Here is a 21,406-nt window from a genome sequence, read left to right as displayed (position 1 = left end):
TAGAATTAGAAAATACTACTTTATAAAACAGCTTTATAAATTGGCTATTTCTTTTTTTGCGCTTTCAAACTCTTGAATAATTTCCTTTAGAATCTCGCCTGCTGGTTTAATATCGTGAATAAGCCCAGCAATTTGCCCTATTTCTAGTTCGCCTTCTTCTAAGTCGCCTTCAAACATGCCTCGTTTTGCTCGAGCTCGCCCCAAATGATTTTGTAAATCTTCTTTTGTGGGATTTGTAGTGTAAAGTTGTATTACACTTTCAAAGAATTTATTTTTTAACATACGTACTGGTGCCAATTCTTTTAGGGTAAGCTGCGTGTCGCCTTCCTTAGAATCCACAACCATTTTTTTGAAAGCTCGGTGCGATGAGGCCTCATCTGATGCTACAAAACGACTTCCCACTTGCACGGCATCTGCGCCTAAAACCATTGCTGCCAACATTCCACGGCCAGTAGCGATTCCTCCGGCAGCAATCAATGGAATTTCCAGTTGCTCTTTTACCATAGGGATTAACGTGAAAGTAGTGGTTTCTTCACGCCCGTTGTGGCCACCTGCTTCAAAGCCTTCTGCAACAACAGCATCAACGCCTGCAGCTTGTGCTTTAAGAGCAAACTTCACACTGCTTACTACGTGAACTACCGTAATACCAGCTTCCTTTAATTTTGAAGTATAGGTTTTTGGATTTCCGGCGGAAGTAAAAACAATCTTAACGCCCTCTTCAATAATGATATCCATGATTTTATCAATATCAGGATAGAGCATTGGTACGTTTACACCAAAAGGTTTATCAGTGGCATTTTTGCATTTTATAATATGTTCCCGAAGTACTTCAGGATACATAGAGCCAGCACCTAACAAACCCAATCCGCCAGCATTGGAAGCAGCACTGGCAAGTCGCCAACCACTGTTCCAAATCATTCCGGCCTGAATTATAGGGTGTTCTATATTAAAAAGTTGGGTAATACGATTTTGCACTACTGCTTAATAATTTTATAACTTGTTGTTTTATTGTTTGAAGTAATGGAAGCAATATACATTCCAGAGGAAAGCCCCGAAACATCGATGCTATTTTTTAAAGTACTAATATTTGCCTGAAGCACTTTTTCTCCTAAAATATTATACAGTACAAAGTCTGCTTTCTCTGCCGATTTTGGGAAGGAGATATTGATTGATGTTGTTACTGGGTTTGGATAAAGTGCAAAGTTTTCTTCCAGGATCTGCTCTTCTACACTAATGAGTAGGAGGTTGTTTAAGGCTTCGCCGAAATCTGGAATTCCATACCCAAATAAATCTGTTGGGTTGGTGAATCTATCTGCAGATTCGCGAATAGCTTGCATAACCACATCATTTTTTAAGTTGGGAACTGCACTCCACAAAGCAGCTACAGCACCCGCAGTAATTGGAGAACTAAACGAAGTTCCGTTGGAGGTTGTTACGTTACCATATTGATCTACAACGGCGGCGTCGAGGCCTTTTGCCATCACATCTGGTTTAATTACTCCCGCAGAGTTGGGGCCATAAGAGCTAAAATATACATAATCTTCATTGGCATCTACCGCACCAACTGTGAATGAACCCGGTGCATCGCCCGGTGTACCAACGTACCCAAAACCAAGACCGTCATTTCCAGCTGAGGTAACTGTAATCATCCCTTTGTCAAAAGAAGCATTCGCTCCTCGAGCTGCAATTGTTGTCTGCCCGTCAAGATCTTCATAGTCATGAGTATAGGCTGAGTTGTCAAAATCTTGATAGCCTAAAGAAGTATTGGTTACATAAACCCCTAAACTGTCAGCACGTTCTAAGGCTTCAACCCAGTAGGCTTCTTCGGCAGGAGATTCCTCATTGCCATCTTCGGTAATGTATAGGTAATACGATGCATTTGGAGCCGTCCCCACAAACTGACCGTCTAGAAATCCGGCGGCATCACTAAAAGTAACTGCACCGTGACTCCCAGTACCGTCTGGATCTTCTACGCGATCTACAAAATCATAATAACCCAGTAGTCTGCCTTCGTTTCGCAAATCATTATAAGCCGGGTTTGTTAACACTCCTGGGTACCCATTGTCCATAAACGCAACAATTATATCTTCACCGTCATACCCGTTGTCGTGTAGGTAATTTACGTTGATCATTTCGGTTTGATTGGTGGCACTACCATAATTGTAATCGGGTCTGGCTTGGTTTTCAATCTCAAACTTATCTTGGGTAGGTTGGATGCTTGCTGGCCGGTTTAAATTTTTGTTTGCAAATTCAATTTCCGAAACAAAAGAAAGGTCCATTAGGTTATTTATATTGGTTTCACTTCCGCGAACATAGACCGCATTTAACCATTTTGACTTTGCAAGCACTGATATACCGGTAGAGGCCGAAATAGCTGCTTTTTGTGTTTCATTTAACGGAACATCGCGATCATCTATTGCGATACCTTGTGCCATTTTTCGGTCAATTGCCGCTTGAGTCATTATAGTAATTGGGTCTGCCAAAGCAGCAGTAACAACGGTTGGATCTTTATCCTCAAGAAATACCATAGCATCTTGTGTTTGGGCATAACTAAAGGAAGAGGCTAAAATAATAGCGAATAGGAGTAATTTTTTCATCTGGTTTGTTTTTTATACGGTAAAATGCGATTTTTTATCTGTAATAGATTTGAAAAAAAGGTGCAAAGCTTGTACCATAAATAGGGGTTAAGAAATAACACCACTTCCAAGTAATTCGGAACCATCGTACCAAGCAACAAATTGTCCCTCGGTAATCGCGGTTTGTGGATTTTCAAAGATAATATAAAGTCCCGAAAATGTACGGTGTAAAACTGCTTTTTCTAAAGGCTGTCTATAGCGAATTCGTGCCATAACTTCCATTTTTTCATCTTCTTTAAGCACTAAATCCTCGCGAACCCAATGAATTTCATCCTTTTTAACATAAACACCCTTGCCGTATAATCCTGGATGCGACTTTCCCTGGCCTGTATAAATTACGTTTTCATCAACATCGGTTGCGATCACAAAAAGTGGCTCCTTCATACCTCCAACGGCTAAGCCTTTCCGCTGGCCATTGGTGAAATAATGGGCGCCGTGATGTACTCCCACTTGTTTTCCATCTACCCTAGTATATTTGCGTCTAGTGGTAAGATATTTGAGTTTTTCTTCTTCGGAAGTAAACGCTGGCGCACTTCTTTTGTATTCGGAAAAACTTGCAGGTACCTCTATAATTACGCCGTCTTTTGGTGCTAATTTCTGCTGAAGAAAATCAGGAAGCCTTACCTTTCCTATAAAACACAATCCTTGCGAATCGCGTTTTTCAGCAGTAATCAAATTTTGCTCTGAGGCTATTTTCCGAACCTCAGACTTTAATAGTTCCCCAATAGGGAAAAGCGTTTTGGAAAGTTGTTCTTGCGAAAGCTGGCATAAAAAGTAAGACTGATCCTTGTTTTGATCTTTTCCAGCAAGCAGATGATGAATTTCAGTCTCTTGTCCATTGTGGGTTCTTAGCGAAGTGGATGTACGGCAATAATGGCCTGTAGCTACAAAATCTGCGCCTAGGTTTAGGGCGATTTTCATAAAAACATCAAACTTTATCTCGCGGTTGCACAATACGTCTGGGTTTGGCGTGCGCCCCATCTTGTACTCCCGAAACATATAGTCAACGATTCGCTCTTTGTATTCTTCGCTTAAATCTACAGTTTGAAATGGAATACCCAGTTTTTCGGCAACAAGCATAGCATCGTTGCTATCTTCCAACCAAGGGCATTCATTTGAAATGGTAACAGAATCATCGTGCCAATTTTTCATAAAAAGACCGATAACATCATAACCCTGCTCTTTTAAAAGATAGGCTGCAACGCTAGAATCAACGCCTCCACTTAATCCAACAACTACTCGTTTTTTCATAATCTCAATAAAAATGCAAAGATAAAATACTTTTAAAATATGGTGGTCGGAAGTTACTGGGAAGCCTTACCAAATAAGCTACTGTTTTTTCTTTGGTTTAGGAAAAGTCTCTTCCAAAACTACTTTTCCGTCTTTATAATGCTTCCAAAGCCCGTGTTTTTTGCCGTTTTTATAGGAGCCAGAAATACTTACATTACCATGGGCGTCATAATAAACTGCATCTCCGTGCAGTTCGTCGTTTTTGTAGATTAATTGCTTTAGCAGCACACCTTCTGGCGAAAAGTAGTTGTCTTCACCGTTCTTTAAGCCGTTTTTATACGTTGTCTCTTCGGTTATTTTGCCGTTAGGATAATACACGGTGGTTTTTCCTTGAAGTTTACCGTTTTCGTAATGCTCGCGCGTCATTACGTTCTTAGATTTTTCATGATAGTAAACCCATTCGCCAATACGGTTTTTACCTTGCATTTTTCCTTCACTGACCAATTTGCCCTTGATGGTAAAATACTTTACATGTGCCACGGAATTACTGTCATTAAACTCTTTAATAACAAAAGGCTTGTCTTTACATTCAGCACAATAAAACTTAAACACGCCAACTTCCTTTCCGTGTTTAAAAGTGCCTTTATAACGCAATTGGTCGGTTCCGGGATAGGTTTTTTGCCATACACCATGACGCTTTCCTTGTGCGTCAACTTGGTTTATTTCACTTTGTGAAAAAGCATTGGTACACAAGAAAAATAATCCCAAGAAATAAAGAATAGAAAGTCTTTTCATTTATTCATTCATTTGTCAGCTTAGATAACGATTCTATCTAAAATCTATTTTATTGCCGAAGGAATATTGTATTGTTCTATAGCTATAACTTCCTGATAGAAGCTTCTCCAAGCTGCGTAAAATTAATTTCGCTTTCTTTTCGGCATGCCGAAATAATTTTGATGCGAACGCGACTCTTGAAAATAGGGGAGGCTCTTTATCAGCTTTTGTAATGGCTTATTTTTTACCTGCTCTTTTTTGTTCTTCAGCTTGCTCCATCATTTCAGCCATTTTACGCTGAAACTTATTCTGCTTCTTCGGTTTTGCCTTTTTTACTTGGATTTTAGCGTGAATTTTATCCTCATCAATGATAAAGTTTTTGATAACAAGCATGATACCAATGGTAATCAAGTTTGAAATAAAGTAGTATAATGACAGTCCACTCGCATAGTTGTTAAAGAATACCAACATAAACAAGGGTGAAAGATACATTATAAACTTCATGTTTGGCATTCCCGGTTGCTGCTGCTGTTGCATGCTTTGGCCAGTGGTCATCATCATATAAATGAAGATAGCGATAGAGGCTAATATTGGAAATAAACTAACGTGGCTTCCGTAAAAAGGTATGTGGAATGGCAAGTCAGCAATGCTGTCATAACTAGAGAGGTCATCTGCCCAAAGGAAACTCTTTTGGCGCAAATCAAAAGCCGAGGGGAAGAATGTAAACAACGCGTAAAACACAGGAATCTGCAATAAGGCCGGCAAACAACCCTTTAGCGGACTAGCGCCAGCCGAGTTTTGCAGCTTCATTGTTTCTTGCTGAATTTTAAGCTTGTTGTCTTTGTACTTCGCCTTTATCTCATCCATTTCAGGCTTTAAAACTTTCATTTTTGCTTGCGCCAGATACTGCTTGTATTGAACAGGCGACAACAAGAGTTTTATCAGAACCGTTAAAACGATAATTGCAATTCCTGCAGGAAGGAAATCGGTTAAAAAAGCAAATAATGGAATAATGAGATATTTGTTTATCATTCCAAAAATTCCCCATCCCAATGGCATTGCCTCGTCTAGGTTACGACCGTACTCCTTAAATATTTGGTAGTCTGACGGGCCGTAATACATATTCATGTTATGCGATATTGCTCCTCCTTTAGGCTCTAAAAGTATTTTTGCACCGTATTTTTTTGTGTAAACAGTGTCAATCTCTTCATCGTGAACAAGATTTTCAGAGCTAAGGGTAACCTCTTTAAACGGAGTGTCTGTCAACAACATTGAACTAAAGAAATGCTGACGGAAGTTCATCCAAACAACATCTTTTTCCAATTCTGTGTCGTCGCTTCCGGCAGATAATTTTGAGTGTTTCTCGCCGTCATATTCATATGTTAAACGGGTATATCTGTTTTCGTATGAGATACTTTTTGCATGACGATACCCTTTAAGCTTCCAGTCTAAATACATAGGTTCTGATGTGCTTATAATATTGTCCAAGCCTTGGCTGTTAATACTAAAATCCATCATATACTCTCCCGGATGCAAGGCGTATCTGTATTCAATATAGCCATGCTCAGAGGTTTTAAGCTTCATGGAAAGCACGTGGTCCTCTCCGTTTTTGCTCAAGGTAGGCTCAAAGTAAAGATCTTTTGAGTTTAAGGATCTATTTTCTGCTGAAAACTGAAGGTTTAATGAGGCGTTTCCATCTTTTATAAGATAAATAGGAACGGAATCGAATTTTGTGAAATTCTTTAATCGAGCTTCAGAAATATATCCTCCTTTATTACTAACTTCTAGATAAAGCACATCATTTTCCAAAACAGTAACTTCATCGCTTGCCGAAGGAAGTGTTCCTGAGTACGCAAAAGAACCTAATTTGTTTTTTAAGTTTTCAAAAGCTAATGAATCTGATGCGCTTATCGCGTTTACAGTATCTGTTGTGGCATCAGCCAATGTTATGTCTGTTGCCTTTTTTTCTGCTTCAGCAGCCTCCTTTGCAGCAGCTTCTGTTTTTGCTTTTTCAGCCTGAATTTCCTCCTCACTAGGTTTGTTTAGGAAAAGCATCCATATCAGGATTCCTCCAATTAATAAAAAGCCAATAAGTGAGTTAAAATCGAATTTCTTTTCTTCCATACTATGTTGCGAGCTTATTTCGCAATCGTTTTAATAAATTCCGAAAATTCTTTCGGAAGCTTTGGTTTTAATTTTATACATGGTCTTAAGACCTTGTAGGAGGATTTTGTTTTAACAAGAATCCCTCCTTTTTTAGGCAATCCGCCAAATTGTCTTACTTTCTTTCGGTTGCATGATCGTGCACGGCTTTTACAAAAGCAACAAACAATGGATGCGGATTAGCAACCGTACTTTTATACTCAGGGTGGTATTGTACGCCTACAAACCAAGGATGCGTGGGGATTTCAATAATTTCCACTAATCCCGTTTCAGGATTTACACCAGTTGCAACCAGTCCTTCAGCTTCAAACTGCTCAAGATATTTATTATTAAATTCATAACGGTGGCGGTGACGTTCCGCTATGCTATTTGATTTGTAAACCTTGCTTACAATGCTGTTTTCCTTTAAGTTACAAGTCCAAGACCCCAAACGCATCGTGCCGCCCATATCAGTAATGTTTTTTTGATCCTCCATCATGCTAATAACGGGATCAGGGGTTTCTGGGTTCATTTCGGTGCTATTGGCATCTTTTAACTTGAGCACATTTCGGGCAAACTCAATTACTGCCATTTGCATACCCAGACAAATACCTAAAAATGGTAAATTGTTTTCTCGGGCGTATTGTACCGCAGCAACTTTTCCTTCAATACCGCGCTCTCCAAAACCGGGAGCAACTAAAATGCCATCGAGCTTTGAGAGTTTTCTGCCAATAGTCTTTGCATTAATAAGTTCAGAATTTATATATTCTACCTTTACTTTTACTTCATTCTCCGCACCAGCATGGATAAACGATTCAAGAATAGATTTATAACTGTCCTGGAGCTCAACGTACTTCCCAATAAGACCAATTCTAACTTCACCCTTCGGATTTTGATGCCGTTTTAAAAATTGGTTCCACTGTGTTAGGTCTGGTTTTTCGGTGTCTTTTAAATTTAGTTTCTTAAGGGTTACCTTGTCTAAACCTTCTTGAAGCATCATATTAGGCACGTCGTAAATTGTAGAGGCATCAATAGATTGAATTACCGCCTCTTCCTTTACATTACAGAAAAGTGCCAGTTTCCTTTTTAATTCTTCAGAAAGCTGATGCTCAGTTCTACATACCAGAACATCGGCTCTAATTCCACTCTCCATTAAGGTCTTTACAGAGTGTTGTGTAGGCTTTGTTTTTAATTCGCCTGCGGCAGAAAGATAGGGCACAAGGGTAAGATGAATGACCAAGGCATTGTCATCGCCCATTTCCCATTTTAGTTGTCGCACTGCTTCAATATAGGGTAATGATTCAATATCGCCCACGGTACCGCCAATTTCGGTAATGATTATATCGTAGTCGTCCGTTTTTCCGAGCAACTGTATGCGTTCCTTAATTTCATTTGTGATGTGTGGAATTACCTGTACGGTTTTTCCAAGAAACTCCCCACGACGTTCTTTTTCTATTACACTTTGGTAGATCCGGCCAGTGGTTACGTTATTGGCTTGTGAAGTAGTTACATTCAGAAAGCGTTCGTAATGCCCAAGATCTAGATCGGTCTCGGCGCCATCATCGGTAACATAACACTCGCCGTGTTCATACGGATTCATGGTGCCGGGATCCACGTTTATGTATGGATCTAATTTCTGAATAGTAACGCGGTAGCCTCTGGCCTGAAGTAGTTTGGCCAGCGATGCAGCTATAATTCCTTTTCCTAATGATGATGAAACCCCGCCCGTAACGAAGATGTATTTTGTAGTGCTCATGAATGCCTCTGCTGAAATGTTTATACGGGGTGCAAAGGTACATTTTTATTGTTGAAACTTTGATAAACTTCTAAACTTTGACAAAGTTTAGAACTTTGTCAAAGTTAATTAAGCTATACCAATGATTTTTAGATATTAATTCTTTGCGCAATCAGTAAGGTATTCGTGCCATTTACTTTTGTAAGGGTTTTGAAATCAAAATCATTTCCTAAATTGGCTATAAGCTTTTCAACAACATCAGAATTTTTATCGAGATTGACGCCGACATTAAAAATGATAAATCCGTTCTTTTGAAGTAGAGATGAAACGTTTTGACAAAATTCCTTCTCAAAAAAAACAGGAGGGACGTTTAAATCAATAAACAAGTCGATGATGATAAGCTGAAATTTTTCTTCTGTACCAGCAGATGAGTTGAAGGTTTTTACATATTCAAAGGCATCTTCTTGAACAATCTGAAGTTTTTCTGAAGCGGAAATACCAAATTCATTCTTGGCAAGTCTTATGACTTCGGGGTCAATTTCAACTGCAACAATATTGTTTTTGTATTCAAAAGTTTCCCGAAGCGATTTTATAACACTGCCGCCGCCCATACCTAGAAGCAATAAGTTTTCAACCGACTGTAGCCCTACATTTGTCAGCCCAATTTCCAGTATTTTTTGAAGCGAACCGTAGGAGTAATTGGCGTTTTTGGTATCCAAAATCTTTTTGCCGTTAACGTAGGTAACTTCTAAGCTGCCGTTTATTTCCGAAGAGAAACGTCGCGTACTGGGCCAGAAATAACTAAGAAGCTTTTTCAGTTTAATTTAATTTATTGGTTTTTGAAAAACTCGAAACAACATTGGTCAACTTAATCAGCTCATTTTAAAGCTTGCTGAGCCTGCCAACACCCTATTTTCTTATGAGCTTCTTTAACAAACCTTCAAGTCCGTTTAATTTCAGCTCATACATTTCGGCCATCATTCGGCCTAATTTTCCATCTGGGAATCCTTTCTGTTTAAACCAGACAAAATAGTACTCAGGAATATGCACCAAATAATAGCCTTCGTATTTTCCAAACGGCATTTTATAATTGGCGAGCTCAATTAAGTGCTTCGGGTCTGGACTACTTCCAAGATTCATAATTTACTAGCTGTTTTGCAATTTGTTTTTCCCATAGAGCTTCCTTTTCCACGTTTCGTGAATGATCGGTTTCAGCATCGAACCTTACTTGCATGGCACGACGTTCTTGCTCTACTTTTCTATAAATGCCTTCAATTTCAGACTTTACTTTTTTTGTGTAAGTTTTATCGGCAAGGTTTTTCCGAAGTATTCGTGCGTGCAATTCCGAAATATCAAAATGTGCTTGCTCGTGGTTCAAAATATGTTGATTTACCTTACCGGGCTGAAACCAAGATTTTTCAGGATAAAAAAAGCTGGCAACAGTATATTCTACAGATACATCGCCATTTTTTAAAGAATAAGAATATTGAAAACTAATGCCCGTATTTGTACTCGCTACAAAGTTTGCACTCGGTATGGGTGTTCCCTGAAAGTCTTCCCAAGTGAGCTTTTTATTTTCATTCCACGGTATTTTTTTAGAATCGGACTGCGGAAAGAATAAAATAGTACATAAAAAGGCAAGCAGTAGTTTCATTAGGACCGAACCTTAAAAATAATTCATTTTTACTCCCCGTTTAGAATCTAAGTTTACCCCCAATTAAACACAATTACTTTTTCAATATCTGGATGAAGGCTCTGCATAACGGGGCAGGTTTTACCTGTGTTTTCAAGTATTTTCTTTGACTTTTCATCTATCCCAGAAGGAAGATTTAAAACAATTTCAATTTTAGAAATACGGCGCGGCTCTGCAGCCATCGTCTTGGTTACCATTGCCGTTGTGCCGTCCATGTTTACATCCATGTTTTGTGCTTTGATCCCCATAACTGTAATCATGCAGTTGGCAAGCCCGGTTGCTACTGTATCTGTAGGTGAAAAGGCTTCTCCTTTCCCATTATTATCAGTTGGGGCATCGGTAATAAAGGTGTTTCCAGATTTTAGGTGTTCGTTTTCGGTGCGAAGCTTCCCTAGGTAAGTTACTTTTGAGGTGCTCATTGTACTACTTCAAATTTAAGTTCTTCGTTGTATTTTAAGATGTAAGCGGCCTCGTTGCAATAGCCTTCAGAATCGGATTGCTGATAACGAAACTTATTTTCTATATATGCTGTTTCCTTTTCCGGAAGTATGGCATCATAAATATTTTTTTCTGAAGCCAAACGAAGCAATATATCATAAGTAACATCAAAACCACGAATTGCATATCGGTTGGGGAGTACTCCGTATTTGTTTTTATAACTGGTTAAAAAAGGCTTGCGATCTTCCTCAGAGAAATTTCGGTTTACCGATGGAAAGGTGAAATTTAATTTTGCCAACCTACTACTGGAAACCTCGTGCCATTCGTAGGCTTCATTACGGTCTAAAGTGAATAAGCGCATGTTGTAGTTTGATGGCATTGCTGCCAATACATTTACCGAACTGCTTACTAAAATAGGGTTTTCCGATTCAAGAATAACCCAGTTTTCCATGCCTTCGGAAGCTACTCCAGTTATGTCACTTTCCTTAAGATACCCTTCACCGCGTGCCGATACCATGACTGCCGATGGAATTGCTTTTTTAATTAAAGCACTTTGCTTAGCTCTTTTTGAGTCAGAAATAACAATTACATTTTTTCCGAATGAATGGGTTGCCAAATATTGAAGCATTATTTTCTCAAGCACTGAATTTGTAGGAAGGGTCTGAAAAAGATTCGCACTCATAGCCATATCTCTATTACTCAAAGGCGAAAAAACAGGGACATTGTCTCTTTTCAATAACCTTGAAGCCTTTTCCACATTTTTTTGAAGCAACGGGCCAATAACTGCATCTGCGTTTTTAAGATTGTTGTTTGTTATAATAGAAGAAACCTTGCTTTCATTTTTCTCGGTGTCAAAAACGTTTAAGGTAACAGGAATACCTTTGTCTTTTGCAAATTCTGCCGCCATTAAGGCACCGCTGTAAAAGTCTAAAGCTACGCGTAGGGTGGGGTCTTTTTGAACCAAATCTTTATCCGCTTCATCTGATTCGCCTTGGCTGCGCTCCAATCGTAACGGAAGCATTAGCGCCACCGTTTTCATCTTCTTATTATTAATACGGTTTTCGAGATTAATTTCAGAAAACTCCTCAGTTGTAGCTACAGCTCCATTTTTTGGTAGCTTTAAAACCATTCCATCTTTTAGGCCTTCTTTGGCATAAGGGTTTAATGCTATAATCTCTTCTTTTGAGAGACCAAACTTAACCTTTAATCTATAAAATCCTTCTTTTGGCTCTACTTCGTAATAAGTGAAATCTTCAGTGTCAATTTCATCTTCTTCAATTTTTGTTTTCTCTGGAACCACGATACTTGCTCCTACTTTTAACCCATCTTTTATGCCTGGGTTTAAGTCCTCCAACTCAGCAATGGAAATACCGAACCTTCTCGCAATTCCAAACTTGGTTTCTTTTGCCTGAACGGTATATTTCTGCGTTCCTGGCAGTAAAACGCCGGTATCAGAGTCGCTAATTTCTGTAGCCGCTTGGGTAGGGGGAATAATTAAAAGCTCTCCTTTTCTAAGACTTCGGGAATACAGCTCTTTGTTTAATTTTTTGATATCCTCCATGCTTACATTGTACATTTTTGCAATGCTATAGAGGGTTTCTTTTCGTTTTACCCGATGCTTGCGAAAACCTTTGTCGCTAGAGCCCGAGCTAATCACATTATTTGAAGGAACAATGAGTATGCTGTTTACCTTTAATTCGTCTCTTGTGTCAGGGTTTAGGTTGTAAATTACACTTTCAGAAACACCATAATCTTTAGCTATGCTATACACCGTTTCGCCTTTTTGAACGGCGTGGCTTTGGTACTTCTGTTGTGCCGCAGAACCGCAACTAACTACAAGTAGTAAGATTACGGAAGCATAGACCAAACATTTCAACATACGGATAATCGATTTTTTAGGTTTGTTAAACATAGCTTCAAATTTGTATTACTCCCATTCAATAGTAGCAGGCGGTTTAGAGCTAATGTCATAGACTACTCTATTAACGCCTTTTACACGGTTTATTATATTATTGCTCACTTCTTGTAGAAATTCATACGGAAGATTTACCCAATCTGCCGTCATTCCATCAGTAGATTCTACCGCGCGTAAAGCGACCACTTTTTCATAGGTCCGTTCATCGCCCATAACTCCAACGCTATTTACGGGAAGCAGGATTGCTCCCGCTTGCCAGACTTTATCATATAGGTCCCACTGTTTTAGGCCGTTGATAAAAATAGCATCAACTTCTTGTAAGATACGTACTTTTTCTGCGGTAATATCGCCCAGTATCCTAATTGCAAGTCCGGGACCCGGAAATGGATGTCTTCCCAACAGCTCTGGGTCTATGCCCATTTCTTTCCCTACGCGGCGCACTTCGTCTTTAAAAAGCATACGCAAAGGCTCCACAATCTTTAGTTTCATAAAATCTGGCAGGCCACCTACGTTGTGATGGCTTTTTATAGTAACCGAAGGTCCGTTTACCGAAACGCTTTCAATAACATCTGGATAAATAGTACCTTGTCCAAGCCAATCAACACCGGTAAGCTGGTGTGCTTCATCATCAAAAACCTCAATAAACGCATTGCCAATAGCTTTACGTTTTCTTTCGGGGTCAACTTCGTTTCGCAAGGCGTCTAAAAATCGTGAAGAGGCATCCACACCTTTTACGTTTAAGCCCATGTCTTTATATTGGTGCAAGACGCTATCAAATTCATTTTTACGAAGCAAACCATTATTGACAAAGATGCAATACAGGTTTTTACCAATTGCTTTATGCAAAAGAATAGCAGCAACCGTAGAATCTACGCCGCCACTTAAACCTAGAACTACTTTGCCGTCGCCAATTTGATTTTTTAAGCTTTCAACTGTAGTGTCAACAAAAGCTGCAGGCGTCCAAGACTGCTCTACATTGGCAATTTTAACTAAAAAGTTTTCAAGCAATTGTTTTCCATGAGTGGTGTGGTAAACCTCAGGATGAAATTGAATGGCATAGGTTTCTTCCCCGTCAATTCTATAGGCTGCATTTAACACATCTACCGTACTGGCCAATCGCACACCATTTTCAGGAAGTTTGGCGATGGTGTCTCCGTGGCTCATCCAAACATTTGTGTTTTCGGGAATATCGGTAAAGAAAGGCTCTTCGGCTTTAATCATAGAAAGTTTTGCCCTACCATATTCGCGAATGTTGGAGGCTTCTACACTTCCGCCGTTAAAATGTGCCAAATATTGAGCGCCATAGCAAACTGCCAAAAGTGGTTTATGGCCACGAATCTGTGAAAGATCTGGATGAGGCGCATCTTCGGCACGAACGGAAAACGGACTCCCGGAGAGGATTACGGCCTTAAAAGGCTCAAGGTTTTCTGGAATTTTGTGGTAGGGGTGGATTTCGCAGTAAATATTCAGTTCCCGCACGCGTCTGGCGATTAATTGGGTAAACTGCGATCCAAAATCTAAAATGAGGACATTATTTTGCATAAGCAAAAATACTTTAAATATATAAGGTGGGTCAAGTGTTACAATGGAAATTTTTCATCGGTTTTTCAACAGAAGCCTTTTTGTTTAAAATACCCTTCAATACAGCTAAGATAACACGGTTTAAAACTCCAGTTTTTTCTTCCGAAGTTCAAAATTCCGGCCTAGATACACTTTCCGAACCATTTCATCTGCCGCAAGCTCTTCGGGGATGCCGTGTTTAAGGATGCTCCCTTCAAACATTAAGTAGGTTCTATCTGTAATGGCCAGGGTTTCCTGTACGTTGTGATCGGTAATAAGAATACCGATGTTTTTATTTTTAAGCTGCGCCACAATACGCTGGATATCTTCAACCGCAACGGGATCTACCCCTGCAAAAGGTTCGTCTAAAAGAATAAAATGCGGGTCGGTTGCAAGGGCGCGTGCAATCTCTGTTCGTCGTCTTTCGCCACCGCTTAAAAGATCGCCTCGGTTTTTACGAATATGCCCCAGACCAAACTCCTCAATAAGTGATTCCATTTTGTCGTGCTGTTCTTTTTTTGAAAGCTTGGTGAGTTGTAGCACGCTTAAAATATTATCCTCAACACTTAACTTTCTAAATACCGAAGCTTCCTGCGCCAAGTAGCCAATTCCGTTTTGGGCGCGCTTGTACATGGGGTATTTGGTAATTTCTGTACCCTCTAAAAAGATCCTGCCGCCGTTTGGTTTTATCAAGCCTACGATCATATAGAATGAAGTGGTTTTACCGGCTCCGTTTGGGCCCAATAAACCAACGATTTCCCCTTGGTTTACTTCCACGGTGATGCCTTTTACAACCTTTCGGCCTTTATAGGATTTTATAAGATTTTCAGCTTTTAGTTTCATTTTTCAACTTATGGTTTTGATAACACCCGATGACTGTTCAGATTACGAAGATATTAATTATTAACGTCTTCGTACGCGTAAGTGTTTATTGGTTTTGACCTTCTAATGCTTCCCAATACTCAAAAGCTCTTCGTAAATGCGGAATTACAATCGTGCCGCCAATTAATAAGGAGATGCTCATTCCTTCAACAACTTCTTCTTTGGAAAGACCAAGTTTATAGCATTCTTCTAAATGATAACGCACACAATCATCACATCTTAATACCAATGAATTTCCCAGCCCGAGAAGCTCTTTGGTTTTTTTGGAAAGCGCACCTTCCATATATGCGTTCGTGTCTAAATTAAACATGCGCTTGATGATCTTGTTGTTCTCCGCAAGCATCTTCTTGTTCATTTTTTCCCGATATACGTTAAATTCCTCCGTCTGATTGTTTTTCATAAGTTCTTAGTTTTTAAGATCACCCCTTTAAAAGATTCATTGCTGCCCGGTATTATTGCGCTTTTCTTTTTCTTTCCTCTTTCTCCTGATTCTTAATGACAACTTTTGAAATACGAATACTCACTTCATATAGAATAATTATTGGAATAGCGACTATTATTTGGCTTACAATATCTGGTGGAGTAATAACTGCGGAAAGCACCAATACAATTATTAAGGCGAATTTTCTGTATTTTCGAAGGATTTCAGGAGTTACCAAACCAATTTTAGTTAGAATATACATTAAGATTGGCAGTTCAAATATAATACCACAAGCAAGTACAGAGGTTCGTACCAGCGAAATATAGCTACCGATATCAAATTGGTTTATAACATCTTCACTTACGCGGTAATTTCCTAAAAAATTGATACTTAACGGGGTAATTAGGTAATATCCAAACAAAACTCCTGTAAAGAAAAGAAATGAAGCAATCACGATAAAGCCACGACTAGATTTTCTTTCGTTCTCTCTTAAACCGGGGCTGATAAACCTCCAAAATTCGTAAAGAATATAAGGAAATGCCACGATTATCCCTGCATAAATAGAGGTCCACATGTGCGCCGAAAACTGTCCTGCCATGGTCCTGCTCTGAATTTTAAACGGCATTTCCTGAAAGCAGAAAGCGTCCATCCCCATGGCGCGAGAGATGTCACAAAATATTGCATAGGTGGCAAATTCTGGCCGTGTAGGGCCAAAAATTAAAATGTCAAAAATAAAGCCTTTAAAAATAAAGGCTATAACGCCCAAAATTACTACGGCTAGCGTGGCGCGCACAAGATGCCAACGCAATTCTTCCAGATGATCTAGGAAGGACATTTCTTTTTCGGGTTCCGGATTCTTTTTTTTCATTAAATAATTCCCTCTTTGGTGAGATTATGAATATGGACTACACCGCTATATTTACCATTGTCTTCAGCTAAAACCTGTGTTATACCGTATTTATCCATCATTTCCATAGCTTCAACAGCCATGGCGTTATTTGCTATACGCTTAGGATTTTGAGTCATAATATCCTTAGCGGTCAGGCCTGCAAAGCTATCAGATTTAGTTAACATTCTACGTAAATCGCCGTCTGTAATAATACCTACAATGGTTTCGTTTTCAACTACCGCCGTTACACCCAACATTTTTTCAGAAATTTCAATAATAACGTCCTTTAGATCGGTGTCAGGGCTTACTTGTGGTTTTTCGTTTAATGAAGTTAAATTACTGACTCGTAAATATAACTTTTTTCCTAAGGATCCGCCTGGATGAAAACGTGCAAAATCTTTACTTGAAAAGCCGTGTAGATCTAAAAGTGACATGGCCAAGGCATCGCCAATTACCAATTGTGCAGTTGTACTGGTTGTTGGTGCTAAATTATTGGGGCAGGCTTCTTTCTCTACATGAGCGTTCATAACAAAATCTGCTTGCTGCCCTAAAAAGGAGTCGCGATTGCCCGTAATGGCAATCAATTTAATCTCCATCCCCTTAATTAAAGGTACAAGAACCTTAATTTCTGGAGTGTTTCCGCTTTTTGAAATGCAGATTACGGTGTCATTTTCTTGAATAGTGCCTAAGTCGCCATGAATTGCATCTGCGGCATGCATAAATATGGAAGGTGTTCCGGTAGAGTTTAAAGTTGCTACAATTTTGGTGGCAATGTTGGCACTTTTGCCGATACCGGTAACAATTACCCTTCCTTTAGAATGGTATATGCAATCAACTGCGCCAGCAAATTCCTCATCTACCAAATCGACAAGTCTTGCAATTGCTTTGCTCTCAGTTTCTATGGTTTTTTTCGCTACCGAAATAATTCTATCTTGCTTGTTCAAAACTTAATTGCTTTTGAATGTTTGTAACTGTTTCAGAAATTAGTATATTTAGAATGGAATTAATTCAATTCAGAATCTTACTATTAGGTATTCTCTAATTAAGATGTGGACAACTTAATAAGGTTGCAAAATTACAACTGTTAACTTGTAAAACAATATATTGTTGGCTAAAACTGAATAACTCATAAAAACTCTAAACGCGTGGGAGATATTGATATTTACGCAGCTCTAAAAAAACATTTTGGATTTACTCGCTTTAAAGGCCTACAAGAAGAGGTTATAAAAAGCATTCTTGAGGGTAATAATACATTTGTGGTTATGCCTACAGGAGGCGGAAAATCACTCTGCTATCAACTTCCCGCACTTATGCAGGAAGGAACTGCAATTGTAGTTTCGCCATTGATAGCATTAATGAAAAACCAAGTTGATGCACTACGTGCTCTTTCTTCGGAAGAAGGAGTTGCACACGTGTTAAACTCATCACTCAATAAAACTGAGGTTAAAAAAGTGAAGAGTGATATAGACTCAGGCGTAACAAAACTGCTTTATGTAGCGCCCGAATCACTTACCAAGGAAGAATACGTTAATTTTCTGCAAACCCAGAAAATTTCGTTTATGGCCATAGACGAAGCGCATTGTATAAGCGAATGGGGGCACGACTTTAGGCCAGAATACCGAAACCTTAAACGTATTATTGAAAGAATTGGTGATGATATTCCTATTATTGGATTAACAGCTACCGCTACTCCAAAAGTACAGGAAGATATTCTTAAAAACTTGGGAATGCCAGATGCCAATACCTTCAAGGCTTCTTTTAACCGCCCGAATCTCTATTACGAAATACGCCCGAAAACTAAGAACGTAGATGCAGATATTATTCGTTTTGTAAAACAAAATGAGGGTAAAAGTGGAATTATTTATTGCTTAAGCCGAAAGAGAGTGGAGCAGCTTGCCCAAGCCTTACAAGTAAATGGTATAAAAGCCGTGCCGTATCATGCTGGACTGGATAGCAAGACGCGTGTAAAACATCAAGATATGTTTTTGATGGAAGATACCGATGTGGTCGTGGCTACCATCGCTTTCGGGATGGGAATAGATAAGCCAGATGTTCGCTTTGTTATTCATAATGACATTCCTAAAAGTATAGAGAGCTATTACCAGGAAACCGGACGCGCGGGAAGAGATGGCGGCGAGGGGCATTGCCTTGCATTTTATAGTTATAAGGATATAGAAAAACTTGAAAAGTTTATGAGTGGGAAGCCAGTCGCGGAACAAGAAATTGGCCACGCATTATTACAAGAGGTGGTTGCTTTTGCAGAGACCTCTATTTCGCGTAGAAAATTTATTCTTCATTATTTTGGAGAAGAATTTGATACGGAAACTGGCGAGGGCGGAATGATGGATGATAATATGCGGTTTCCGAAGAAAAAACACGAAGCAAAAGACAGTGCCAAAAAATTATTGGACGTAGTTGAAAAAACCAATGAACAATATAAAAGTAAGGAGGTTGTAAATGTCTTGATCGGGAAAGCAAACGCACTAATTAAATCGCACCGCACAGATTCCCAAACCTATTTTGGTTCGGGAGCTTCACAAGACGCCGCCTACTGGATGGCTCTTTTACGCCAGTTATTGGTGGCAGGCTACCTTAAAAAAGATATAGAAACCTACGGTGTAATCCATCTAACGGAAAAAGGGAGAAAATTTATAAAATCGCCAACATCATTTATGATGACGGAAGACCATTCCTTTAAAGACGCCAATGACGATGTAGTTGCAGGCCCCAGCAAAGGTGGTGAAGTAGCCGATGAAAAACTGTTTAAACTGCTAAAAGCACAACTAAAAAAGGTAGCGCACGACTTAGATTTACCGCCGTTTGTTATTTTTCAGGAACCTTCCCTAGAAGACATGGCACTCAAATACCCGATTACAATGAACGAACTATCCAATGTTCACGGCGTGGGTGAGGGGAAAGCTAAAAAATATGGTAAGTCTTTCTTAAAGCTGATACAAGAATATGTTGAGGAAAACGATATCATTAGACCAGAAGACTTTGTGGTAAAATCTACAGGAAGCAACAGCTCCTTAAAGCTGTATATTATTCAGAATGTTGACAGAAAACTTGCTCTCCCTGATATTGCTGATGCCAAAGGTCTTGAAATGCCTGAGTTTATAAAAGAAATGGAAGCTATTGTTTATAGTGGTACCAAACTTAATATAGACTATTGGGTAGATGAGGTGTTAGACGAAGACCAGCAAGAGGAGGTTCACGATTATTTTTTAGAAGCCGAAACCGATAAAATAGAAGAGGCTTTAGAAGAGTTTGATGGTGACTATGAAGAAGAGGAACTTCGGCTTTATCGTATTAAGTTTATTAGCGAAGTAGGTAATTAGTTTTTGATGTTCCGGTTAATCAGTGGTTTGTAGTTTGTCAATGTTATTTAGGCATGGACTAACTACAAACCACAAACGATTAAATTAACATCTAACTTTTCTGCTCCTTATTGAAGTATACCAAATAGTAATACATTTGCTTTTCTTCATCCCAACCTTTTTCAACAAACTTATCGGCGCTTTCCGGGTTAATGAAATCCATTTTTATCTGGATGTTGGTGTCAAGGTTAATAATGTTTTTAATCTTTTTTCTAGCGGCAGTAACAGCTGTGTTTGCAATTGGGAAAGTAGTTAGATCCTCAATCTTGTATTTAGGCGCTTTTTCGGTTTTATAATGCTGGAATTCCGGTAAAAAGTCTGGGTTGTCAATAACCTCGTTCATAAACGCTGACTCTTCAAAAGTATCGTTTTTGGCAAAGTGGTTTACGGCTCGGTTCATAAACATAACCTCTTCCTTTTTATCTTCCGCTGGTAAAACAACGTCTTTAGCAAAATCTTGGCAGAACTTGAGGTATTTTTTAGTGTGAAAATTGTCATCGGCAAGTGCCTCAACACCTAGAAAGCTTTCAAGCCAATAACGCGTATCATAACGGTTGCTGTCTACCGAAAGAATTTTATAGCCTAATTCTCTTTCCGAATTAAAAATTAGACAACCTTTATCCAGTTTATTGAGACTTACCCCATGCTGAAGCATTGCATCAAGCTGATTGCCTTCTTCTGAAAACTGAAGAAAATCCTGCTTTACCTCACTTTTGAATATTCCAATGGCGTCCATTTTTACATTGTCTAACTGTACGCCTTCTAGATATGCCACATAAACTTCACCGCTTTTAATATGTGGGTGCTCAGATTGGTTGAACAGATAACTGGCAATCTTTCTGCTTTCCTCATGAATGTTTTCTGGGGCATCAAAAATATTGTTGGCGCTGTTGTATAGCTCGTGGAATTCTAAATCTGCTTCATGCGAAAAATGAAAATAGTTTTCTTCTTTCTCTCGAAATGGCTTTAGAAAGAACTCTTTTAATAACGGCGTAATTTCATCATCCATTTTATAAGGTGCTTCCGAAAGGAAAATAGCTTCATTTCGACTTTTATTTCCCACTCTATGAATGGAAAGGGACTCAATTTGGGTAGAAAAAAGATTGATCATCTATATAATTATGAGTTAAGAGTTATGAGTTTTTTACTGACTACTGACACTGACACTGACTACTGACTACTGAATCTAGTTCCAGTTTTCATCAAAATCTAAATCGCCGTAGTCTTCTGGGTCTAGATCGTAATCTATATCTAAGTCATCATCATCATCGTCACCGTCAATTTTTTCTGAGATGAATTCTTTTTCCGGAGCCTCATCAGGCACTTGTCCTTCTACATACATTAAATTAGGATATAAAACACCTTCTTCAGCTTGTACAATATCGCCCAATTCTATCATAAACGTCCACATGTTTAAGAAATCGTAAACGTAGAGCATGCGTGTATTCTTTTCGTCAACCACATCTTCCAGTGAGGTTTCATTCATTAGGCGAATGCCTCCTTCCTCGTCACTTACGTCAAACAATGATATTTCCTCTCCTTCTTCCCAAAGTTCGTTGCTCAGGTAAAAGGAAGCCATTTCCTGCCCGTCAAAACCAAATGACTGGATAACAGCATTGTGAAGATCCTCCAAAGTATCGGAAGCTTTTATCTCTATGTCGCGAAAAACGTCTTCGTGCGTATCAAGTATTACTCTAAAACGGTAAATCATTTT

At 39.1% G+C, this 21,406-nt stretch carries 19 protein-coding genes; 1 reads left to right on the top strand and 18 read right to left on the bottom strand.

Features of this window, described 5'->3' with window-relative positions; translation table 11 throughout:
• Nucleotides 1–33 precede the first annotated feature (33 nt).
• The 16 genes from QPK98_RS06855 to QPK98_RS06780 all read right to left on the bottom strand — a co-directional run bounded on the left by QPK98_RS06855 (nt 34) and on the right by QPK98_RS06780 (nt 17,259).
• Complete coding sequence (locus QPK98_RS06855; RefSeq protein ID WP_310992365.1) at nt 34–975, bottom strand: NAD(P)H-dependent flavin oxidoreductase; 942 nt, start codon at nt 973–975, stop codon at nt 34–36.
• A complete protein-coding gene (locus QPK98_RS06850) occupies nt 975–2,597 on the bottom strand; it encodes a S8 family peptidase (protein WP_310992363.1) in 1,623 nt (540 codons plus the stop codon). Before QPK98_RS06850 ends, QPK98_RS06855 begins: the two co-directional genes overlap by 1 nt.
• A gap of 87 nt (nt 2,598–2,684) precedes the next feature.
• Nucleotides 2,685–3,887, bottom strand: coding sequence for a tRNA 2-thiouridine(34) synthase MnmA (gene mnmA, locus QPK98_RS06845; protein ID WP_310992362.1), 1,203 nt, complete (start codon nt 3,885–3,887; stop codon nt 2,685–2,687).
• 78 nt (nt 3,888–3,965) lie between these two features.
• Complete coding sequence (locus tag QPK98_RS06840) at nt 3,966–4,661, bottom strand: toxin-antitoxin system YwqK family antitoxin (protein WP_310992361.1); 696 nt, start codon at nt 4,659–4,661, stop codon at nt 3,966–3,968.
• Between the two features lie 216 nt (nt 4,662–4,877).
• Nucleotides 4,878–6,764 carry a membrane protein insertase YidC gene (gene yidC, locus QPK98_RS06835; protein ID WP_310992360.1) on the bottom strand — a complete coding sequence of 629 codons (1,887 nt, stop codon included), beginning with the start codon at nt 6,762–6,764 and terminating at the stop codon, nt 4,878–4,880.
• A 154-nt stretch (nt 6,765–6,918) separates the two neighbouring features.
• Nucleotides 6,919–8,538 carry a CTP synthase gene (pyrG, locus tag QPK98_RS06830; protein WP_310992359.1) on the bottom strand — a complete coding sequence of 540 codons (1,620 nt, stop codon included), beginning with the start codon at nt 8,536–8,538 and terminating at the stop codon, nt 6,919–6,921.
• Between the two features lie 128 nt (nt 8,539–8,666).
• Entirely contained in the window at nt 8,667–9,236 is a 570-nt protein-coding gene (locus QPK98_RS06825) for a spermidine synthase (protein ID WP_310992358.1), read from the bottom strand.
• Between the two features lie 190 nt (nt 9,237–9,426).
• Nucleotides 9,427–9,657 carry a DUF3820 family protein gene (locus QPK98_RS06820; protein WP_310992357.1) on the bottom strand — a complete coding sequence of 77 codons (231 nt, stop codon included), beginning with the start codon at nt 9,655–9,657 and terminating at the stop codon, nt 9,427–9,429.
• Nucleotides 9,641–10,171, bottom strand: coding sequence for a DUF922 domain-containing protein (locus tag QPK98_RS06815; protein ID WP_310992356.1), 531 nt, complete (start codon nt 10,169–10,171; stop codon nt 9,641–9,643). Before QPK98_RS06815 ends, QPK98_RS06820 begins: the two co-directional genes overlap by 17 nt.
• Nucleotides 10,172–10,224: 53 nt before the next feature.
• Nucleotides 10,225–10,629, bottom strand: a complete 405-nt coding sequence (locus tag QPK98_RS06810) for an OsmC family protein (protein ID WP_310992355.1) — start codon at nt 10,627–10,629, stop codon at nt 10,225–10,227.
• Nucleotides 10,626–12,560, bottom strand: a complete 1,935-nt coding sequence (locus QPK98_RS06805; protein ID WP_310992354.1) for a LysM peptidoglycan-binding domain-containing protein — start codon at nt 12,558–12,560, stop codon at nt 10,626–10,628. Before QPK98_RS06805 ends, QPK98_RS06810 begins: the two co-directional genes overlap by 4 nt.
• Nucleotides 12,561–12,575: 15 nt before the next feature.
• The gene (guaA, locus tag QPK98_RS06800) at nt 12,576–14,105 is read right to left on the bottom strand and encodes a glutamine-hydrolyzing GMP synthase (RefSeq protein ID WP_310992353.1); all 1,530 of its coding nucleotides are present in this window, start codon (nt 14,103–14,105) and stop codon (nt 12,576–12,578) included.
• A gap of 120 nt (nt 14,106–14,225) precedes the next feature.
• Nucleotides 14,226–14,966: an LPS export ABC transporter ATP-binding protein gene (lptB, locus tag QPK98_RS06795; protein WP_310992351.1), complete on the bottom strand. Its 741-nt coding sequence runs from the start codon at nt 14,964–14,966 to the stop codon at nt 14,226–14,228.
• Between the two features lie 85 nt (nt 14,967–15,051).
• The gene (locus tag QPK98_RS06790) at nt 15,052–15,405 is read right to left on the bottom strand and encodes a carboxymuconolactone decarboxylase family protein (protein ID WP_310992350.1); all 354 of its coding nucleotides are present in this window, start codon (nt 15,403–15,405) and stop codon (nt 15,052–15,054) included.
• Nucleotides 15,406–15,457: 52 nt separating this feature from the next.
• Nucleotides 15,458–16,294 carry a twin-arginine translocase subunit TatC gene (tatC, locus tag QPK98_RS06785; protein ID WP_310992348.1) on the bottom strand — a complete coding sequence of 279 codons (837 nt, stop codon included), beginning with the start codon at nt 16,292–16,294 and terminating at the stop codon, nt 15,458–15,460.
• Nucleotides 16,294–17,259, bottom strand: coding sequence for a KpsF/GutQ family sugar-phosphate isomerase (locus QPK98_RS06780; RefSeq protein ID WP_310992346.1), 966 nt, complete (start codon nt 17,257–17,259; stop codon nt 16,294–16,296). The genes tatC and QPK98_RS06780 overlap by 1 nt, the downstream gene beginning before the upstream one ends.
• Nucleotides 17,260–17,460: 201 nt before the next feature.
• Here QPK98_RS06780 and recQ point away from each other — a divergent pair, with 201 nt between their 5' ends.
• The gene (gene recQ / locus QPK98_RS06775; RefSeq protein WP_310992345.1) at nt 17,461–19,653 is read left to right on the top strand and encodes a DNA helicase RecQ; all 2,193 of its coding nucleotides are present in this window, start codon (nt 17,461–17,463) and stop codon (nt 19,651–19,653) included.
• A gap of 91 nt (nt 19,654–19,744) precedes the next feature.
• On the opposite strand, the gene QPK98_RS06770 is transcribed toward recQ, so the two are convergent.
• Nucleotides 19,745–20,803 (bottom strand): nucleoid-associated protein, encoded by a 1,059-nt coding sequence (locus QPK98_RS06770; protein WP_310992343.1) that lies wholly within the window; start codon nt 20,801–20,803, stop codon nt 19,745–19,747.
• A 75-nt stretch (nt 20,804–20,878) separates the two neighbouring features.
• Nucleotides 20,879–21,403, bottom strand: coding sequence for an IS1096 element passenger TnpR family protein (locus QPK98_RS06765; RefSeq protein WP_310992342.1), 525 nt, complete (start codon nt 21,401–21,403; stop codon nt 20,879–20,881).
• Nucleotides 21,404–21,406: the final 3 nt, after the last annotated feature.

It is taken from the genome of Aequorivita marina, assembly GCF_031631895.2.
In the GTDB taxonomy this organism is placed as follows: domain Bacteria; phylum Bacteroidota; class Bacteroidia; order Flavobacteriales; family Flavobacteriaceae; genus Aequorivita; species Aequorivita marina.
The sequence above is the reverse complement of the archived record's forward strand: the minus strand, read 5'-3'. Positions and strand labels throughout refer to the sequence as shown.

Coding starts and splice junctions, on each gene's coding strand:
- QPK98_RS06815 (WP_310992356.1), bottom strand. CDS start 10,171: ATGAAACTACTGCTTGCCTTTTTATGTACTATTTTATTCTTTCCGCAG.
- QPK98_RS06810 (WP_310992355.1), bottom strand. CDS start 10,629: ATGAGCACCTCAAAAGTAACTTACCTAGGGAAGCTTCGCACCGAAAAC.
- QPK98_RS06790 (WP_310992350.1), bottom strand. CDS start 15,405: ATGAAAAACAATCAGACGGAGGAATTTAACGTATATCGGGAAAAAATG.
- pyrG (WP_310992359.1), bottom strand. CDS start 8,538: ATGAGCACTACAAAATACATCTTCGTTACGGGCGGGGTTTCATCATCA.
- yidC (WP_310992360.1), bottom strand. CDS start 6,764: ATGGAAGAAAAGAAATTCGATTTTAACTCACTTATTGGCTTTTTATTA.
- QPK98_RS06770 (WP_310992343.1), bottom strand. CDS start 20,803: ATGATCAATCTTTTTTCTACCCAAATTGAGTCCCTTTCCATTCATAGA.
- guaA (WP_310992353.1), bottom strand. CDS start 14,105: ATGCAAAATAATGTCCTCATTTTAGATTTTGGATCGCAGTTTACCCAA.
- QPK98_RS06820 (WP_310992357.1), bottom strand. CDS start 9,657: ATGAATCTTGGAAGTAGTCCAGACCCGAAGCACTTAATTGAGCTCGCC.
- mnmA (WP_310992362.1), bottom strand. CDS start 3,887: ATGAAAAAACGAGTAGTTGTTGGATTAAGTGGAGGCGTTGATTCTAGC.
- lptB (WP_310992351.1), bottom strand. CDS start 14,966: ATGAAACTAAAAGCTGAAAATCTTATAAAATCCTATAAAGGCCGAAAG.
- QPK98_RS06805 (WP_310992354.1), bottom strand. CDS start 12,560: ATGTTTAACAAACCTAAAAAATCGATTATCCGTATGTTGAAATGTTTG.
- tatC (WP_310992348.1), bottom strand. CDS start 16,294: ATGAAAAAAAAGAATCCGGAACCCGAAAAAGAAATGTCCTTCCTAGAT.
- QPK98_RS06765 (WP_310992342.1), bottom strand. CDS start 21,403: ATGATTTACCGTTTTAGAGTAATACTTGATACGCACGAAGACGTTTTT.
- QPK98_RS06840 (WP_310992361.1), bottom strand. CDS start 4,661: ATGAAAAGACTTTCTATTCTTTATTTCTTGGGATTATTTTTCTTGTGT.
- QPK98_RS06850 (WP_310992363.1), bottom strand. CDS start 2,597: ATGAAAAAATTACTCCTATTCGCTATTATTTTAGCCTCTTCCTTTAGT.